The sequence below is a fragment of the Microbacterium sp. 13-71-7 genome (assembly GCF_002257455.1).
Lineage (GTDB): Bacteria > Actinomycetota > Actinomycetes > Actinomycetales > Microbacteriaceae > Microbacterium.
In genome coordinates this window covers 1-4,318 of sequence record NZ_NCKN01000292.1, presented here as the reverse complement: position 1 = coordinate 4,318, position 4,318 = coordinate 1, and the positions used below count along the sequence as shown (strand labels likewise).

At 69.0% G+C, this 4,318-nt stretch carries 5 protein-coding genes; 3 read left to right on the top strand and 2 right to left on the bottom strand.

What is annotated here, in order from left to right; genetic code table 11:
- Positions 1–1,279, bottom strand: a 1,279-nt coding sequence (locus B7X32_RS18930; protein ID WP_292723257.1) for a sugar ABC transporter substrate-binding protein, incomplete at its 3' end; no start/stop codon positions are given.
- A gap of 200 nt (positions 1,280–1,479) precedes the next feature.
- On the opposite strand from B7X32_RS18930, the gene B7X32_RS18925 reads away from it, so the two are divergent.
- The 3 genes from B7X32_RS18925 (at position 1,480) to B7X32_RS18915 (ending at position 4,102) form a co-directional block, all read left to right on the top strand.
- Positions 1,480–2,223 (top strand): SDR family oxidoreductase, encoded by a 744-nt coding sequence (locus B7X32_RS18925; protein ID WP_292723255.1) that lies wholly within the window; start codon positions 1,480–1,482, stop codon positions 2,221–2,223.
- A gap of 96 nt (positions 2,224–2,319) precedes the next feature.
- Entirely contained in the window at positions 2,320–2,622 is a 303-nt protein-coding gene (locus B7X32_RS18920; protein WP_292723254.1) for a hypothetical protein, read from the top strand.
- A gap of 37 nt (positions 2,623–2,659) precedes the next feature.
- Positions 2,660–4,102, top strand: coding sequence for a CCA tRNA nucleotidyltransferase (locus B7X32_RS18915; RefSeq protein WP_292723252.1), 1,443 nt, complete (start codon positions 2,660–2,662; stop codon positions 4,100–4,102).
- Positions 4,103–4,105: 3 nt separating this feature from the next.
- On the opposite strand, the gene B7X32_RS18910 is transcribed toward B7X32_RS18915, so the two are convergent.
- Positions 4,106–4,249, bottom strand: a complete 144-nt coding sequence (locus tag B7X32_RS18910; RefSeq protein WP_292723250.1) for a hypothetical protein — start codon at positions 4,247–4,249, stop codon at positions 4,106–4,108.
- Positions 4,250–4,318: the final 69 nt, after the last annotated feature.

The window sequence follows — 4,318 nt, the reverse complement described above, 5'->3', positions numbered from 1 at the left end:
AGTCCTTCATCGCGGTCGACAGATCCTTCTGCCCTGCCACGACCGCCGAGATCTGGTTGACGAGCTCGGTCGCGGATCCGCTGAACGCCGGGTCGCCGTTGGTGCTGAAGTCGGTCTCCGGAGTGCGCTTGAGCTCGGCGTTGAACACGTCCATCGCGGCCTGCGTCTTGGCATCGCCGTACTTCACGCCGGACTTGGCGAGATCGGCGCGGGTCGGCAGCGCTCCTGCGGCGGTGACGAACGTCGTCTGGTTCTCCGGCGAGTTCATGAACTTCACGAACTCGGCGGCCAGCGCGGGGTTCTTCGACTCCTTGAACGCGGCCATGAACTTGCCGCCGGGGAAACCGCCGCACTCCTTGGCGCAGGGGTTCGGCGCCGCCGCCCAGTCGAACTTCGCGTTCTGGACGAACTGGCCCACCTGCCAGTTGCCGGACAGGTACACGGGGGTGTCTCCGGTCAGGAAGATCTCGTTCGCGCCCTTGTACTTGGATCCGGATCCGAGCCAGAAGTCGCGCGGCATCTTGTCGTCCTTCATCAGGTCGACGATCGGGCTGAGCGCCTTCTCCGCCTTGGCCGTGTCGAGCGTGTTGCCCTTGGGGCCGACCATCGTGGTGCCGTACTGGCTGAGGATCGTGGAGAGCCGGTGGCCGGACTTGTCCATCGCGAAGGCGTAGGGCGTCCCGGTGGCCGCCTGCACCTTCTTCGCGGCGGTGAGCATCTCGTCCCACGTCCACGGCTTCTTCTCGTCCGGCAGGGCGACGCCCGCCTTCTTGAAGAGGTCGACGTTGATGAAGGGCGCGTTGATCGTGAGGTCCGACGGCGCGGCGATGAGCTGCCCCTTCGCGTTGGTCGCCGCCGCCCTGGGTCCGGGCAGGAACTCGTCCTTGAACGCCGCGCCGGCGTAGTCGTCCAGCGGCAGCAGATCGTCGCGGAACTCGCTGAGCGAGGACAGGCGCACGACGTCCGGGGCGTTGCCGCCGGTGAGGCGCGCCTGGACGGACTTGATGAGGTCGCCGAAGGCGAGGATCTCCAGGTTGACGGTGACCTTGTACTTCTTCTCGAACTTCGCGATCAGATCGCGGGTGCCCTTCTCGTCGGGTCCGTCGGTGAAGTAGACGTAGTTCAGGGTCTTGCCCGCGAAGTCCTTGGGATCGACCGAATGCGCGGGGGCGGGGGCTGCATCGCTCTCCGAGGGCCCCGGTGCGCACGCCGTGGCGAGAAGCGCGACAGAGCTGAGTCCGACGATGAGGGGAAGCAGACGCGAACGTAGGCGTGCCACGGTTCCTCCTTGGGTGGGGGGCGAGCTTCGATGCTCGTCCGGGTGGGTGGTCTCCGGGCCAATTGACGTATTGACCTTGGCCCCATCTTGGACAATAGTTTCCCTGAAAGGAAAGCCTTTTCTGTACGACGGAACTTTTCTGAATCGACGTGAGGTCGGAGAACGGGGACACGGTGGAGCACAAGGATCGCATCGCGAGGATGCGGCCGTTGACGGATCATCATGCGGTGGTGACGGGGGGAGGATCGGGGATCGGCCTCGCCTGCGCCCGTCGCCTGGCCGAGGACGGAGCGCGGACGACGATCATCGGCCGCACGAGCGCCGTCGACGCGGCGGCGTCGCTGCGCGCCGAGGGCCTGAACGTCGATGCGATCGAGTGCGACCTCGCCGACGTGGAGGCCGCGCGTCAGGTCGGAGACCGCCTGGCGGCCGAGGAGCGGATCGACATGCTAGTGAACAACGCGGGGATCATCTACCGCGAGCCGGCCGAGACCCACGATCCGCGCGAGTGGGAACGCGTGCTCGACATCAACCTCAGGTCGGTCTGGGCGCTCACCCAGCCGCTCGGTGCAGCGATGGTGGGGCGGGGCTTCGGGAGGATCGTCACGATCGCCTCCCTGCTCTCGTTCCAGGGGGGCATCAACGTGGTGTCCTATGCGACGACGAAGCACGCGGTCGTGGGCATGACTAAGACGCTGGCCAACGAGTGGGCGCCGCACGGCGTGACGGTGAACTGCATCGCGCCCGGGTACATCGCGACCAACAACACCAGCGCCTTGCGCGATGACGAGGCGAGGGAGGCCGAGATCCGATCCAGGATCCCGGCAGCCCGGTGGGGCGAACCCGAGGACGTCGCCGGCGCCGCGGCGTTCCTGATGGGTCCCGACGCCGCCTACGTCAACGGCCACACCCTCGTCGTCGACGGCGGCTGGCTCGCGCGGTGAGGGCGGGGGCTCCCTGAACGTCGAGCACGTCCGTGAGCGGCGCCCCGGCGGCCGGTCCGTGGAGGCGGCCGTGCGGCGTCGCCTACGCTGTCCGACATGACCGACTACTCGACAGAGGCGCAGGTGCGCCGCATCTCCGAAGAGTCCGCCCGCAAGCGCTCCCGCATGTTCGTGGCGTTCGCGTGCATCGAGGGCGCGATGCTGGCCGGTGCGGTCATCGTGGTCTTCGTGCTGAAGCTCGTCGATCCGAACGTCGGCGTGTGGATCCTCGTGGCGCTCGCCCTGGTCGGATCCCTCGTGCTCAGCACGATGATCATCCAGCAGATCAGGGCCCAGCAGCAGGCGATCCGCGACGCGGGAGGCACGCCGTTCCCCGGTTCGACCGGCCCGACCTTCTGACGGCGCCGGCCGAGCCCGCCCCGGTACCCTGGAGACCATGCTCAACATGGCCGATTCCCTCGCGCGCCTGGGCGCCCTCGCCGAGAATCCGGTCGTGCGGACCCTGGCCACGGCGTTCGCCGACGCGGGATTCGACCTCGCCGTGGTGGGCGGTCCGGTGCGCGATGCGCTGCTCGGCCGTCCCACGCACGACCTCGACTTCACCACGAACGCCCGCCCAGACGACATCCTCCGCATCGTCAAGCCGATCTCGACCACGCAGTGGGACATCGGCCGCGAGTTCGGCACGATCGGCGCCAAGGTCCCGTCCCCCGATGGACCTTCGGAGCAGGTCGAGATCACGACCTATCGCGCCGACGCCTACGACGGCGTCACCCGCAAGCCGGTCGTCTCGTTCGGCGATGACATCGACGGCGACCTCGTGCGCCGCGACTTCACGGTCAACGCCATGGCGTTCCTGGTGCCGCAGCAGAAGCTCGTGGATCCGACGGGGGGAGTGGAGGATCTGCTCGCCGGACTCCTGCGCACCCCGACCGCACCAGAGGTGAGCTTCGGCGACGACCCGCTGCGCATGCTGCGCGGCGCCCGCTTCAGCGCGCAGCTCGGCTTCCGCATCGAGGACGGCACGCTCGCCGCGATGTCCGAGCTGCGGTCGACGCTGAGCATCGTGAGCCCGGAGCGCATCCAGTCGGAGCTGATCCGCCTGCTGCAGTCCGACGACCCGGTGCGCGGGATCCGCGTGCTCGTCGACACAGGGCTCATCGACGAGTTCCTGCCCGAGGTGAGCGCGCTCCGACTCGAGATCGACGAGCACCACCACCACAAGGACGTCTACGAGCACTCCCTGACCGCGCTCGAGCAGGCGATCGCGCTGGAGCACGCCCGGCACCCCGACGAGCCGGCCGACGCCGTGCTGCGTCTCGCCGTGCTGCTGCACGACATCGGCAAGCCGCGCACCCGCAAGCTCGAGCCGGGAGGCGTCGTGAGCTTCCACCACCACGACGTGGTCGGATCCCGGCTCGCCCGCAAGAGGCTGCAGGCGCTGCGCTTCGACAAGGACTCGACCGACGCCGTGGCGAAGCTCATCGAACTGCACCTGCGCTTCTTCGGCTACGCCGAGGGGGCGTGGACCGACTCCGCCGTCCGCCGCTATGTGCGCGACGCCGGTGATCAGCTCGAGCGGCTGCACATCCTCACCCGCGCCGACGTCACCACGCGCAACAAGCGCAAGGCCGGCCGCCTCGCCGCCGCCTACGACGACATCGAGGCGAGGATCGCGGCCCTGCGCGAGCAGGAGGAGATCGACGCGATCCGCCCCGAGCTCGACGGCAACGACGTGCAGCGCATCCTCGGAATCGCCCCGGGGCGCGAGGTCGGCGAGGCGTACCGGTTCCTGCTCGAGCTGCGCCTCGACGAGGGTCTCATCGGCCCCGAGGCCGCCGAGCAGCGCCTGCGCGACTGGTGGGCCGCGCGCGGCTGAGACTCAGCGGATCCCGGCCTCTCCCAGAGCCTGGCCCGGCTCCTCGTCCTCGAGCAAGGCCTCGACGGCGCCGCCCGGGCGCTCCCCGCGCAGCGCGGCCTCCACGAGGTGTGTGAGATCGATCGAGACGATCCTCGGTGCGGCCATCGCTCAGCCCGCCGGGGTGGGGGTCGGCGTCGGGGTGGGCACGAGGTCGGACGGTCGTGGCGTGGGGCT